Annotated in this window: 2 protein-coding genes; both read left to right on the forward strand. The window is 43.7% G+C overall.

All coding sequences use genetic code 11. From position 1 onward, the window contains the following. Window positions 1-305, forward strand: a 305-nt coding sequence (locus A3738_RS01185; protein WP_369819751.1) for a ribulose-phosphate 3-epimerase, incomplete at its 5' end; no start/stop codon positions are given. A 26-nt stretch (window positions 306-331) separates the two neighbouring features. Next, a partial coding sequence (locus A3738_RS01190) for an HAD hydrolase-like protein (protein WP_068763291.1) occupies window positions 332-847 on the forward strand: 516 nt, incomplete at its 3' end.

Genomic DNA, 847 nt, shown 5'->3' on the forward strand with positions numbered 1-847 from the left:
ATCTTGATCATGTGATGGATAAGTTGGATATGATTCTTTTAATGTCGGTGAATCCAGGATTTGGTGGTCAAAAATTCATCCCGAGCACGCTCGATAAGCTCAAGTTAGTGAAGCAAAAAATTATTGAAAGCGGTTTTGATATCCAGTTAGAGATCGATGGTGGTGTAAAGGTAAATAACATTCGAGAGATTGCAGAAGCTGGCGCAGATACCTTTGTTGCAGGGTCAGCGATTTTCAATACTGATGATTACAAAGTGACGATCGATCAAATGCGTGCTGAATTGGCGGCTGCAAAACTAGGCTAATTGGCTTTCTTAGGGATAACGCGCAAATGAAACTGAGTGACTTTCAATTAGTGATGTTCGATCTAGACGGGACCTTAGTCGATAGTGCGCTTGATTTACATATTGCGTTGAATTTGTCTCTTGAAGAGGCGGGGTATCCATTAGTTTCATTGGACGATTGTCGTTTATGGGTTGGGAATGGGGCTGAAGTTCTCGTTAATAGAGCGCTTCAGCAAACTCTCGATGTGAGCGGTTCCCACTTCGACTTACATCGCGTATTGGAGCTTTTCTATAAGCATTATTCAGAAATTAATGGGCAGCATTCAGAGCTTTATGAAGGAACGCTTGCTTTGCTTGCGCAACTCAAAGAAGCAGGATGCTTTGTTGCCATTGTGACCAATAAGCCTGAAGCCCCTGCGAGGGTGCTGATAGATCAAAAGGGTTTAGTGGTTGATATGTTGGTTGGTGGTGATACGACACAAGAGCGTAAGCCAAACCCTCTGCCTCTTCAGCATTGCATGGCGCATTTTGGCGTTTCAGAAGATGCGTCAGTGTTGGTTGGT

It is taken from the genome of Oleiphilus sp. HI0066 (assembly GCF_001635725.1).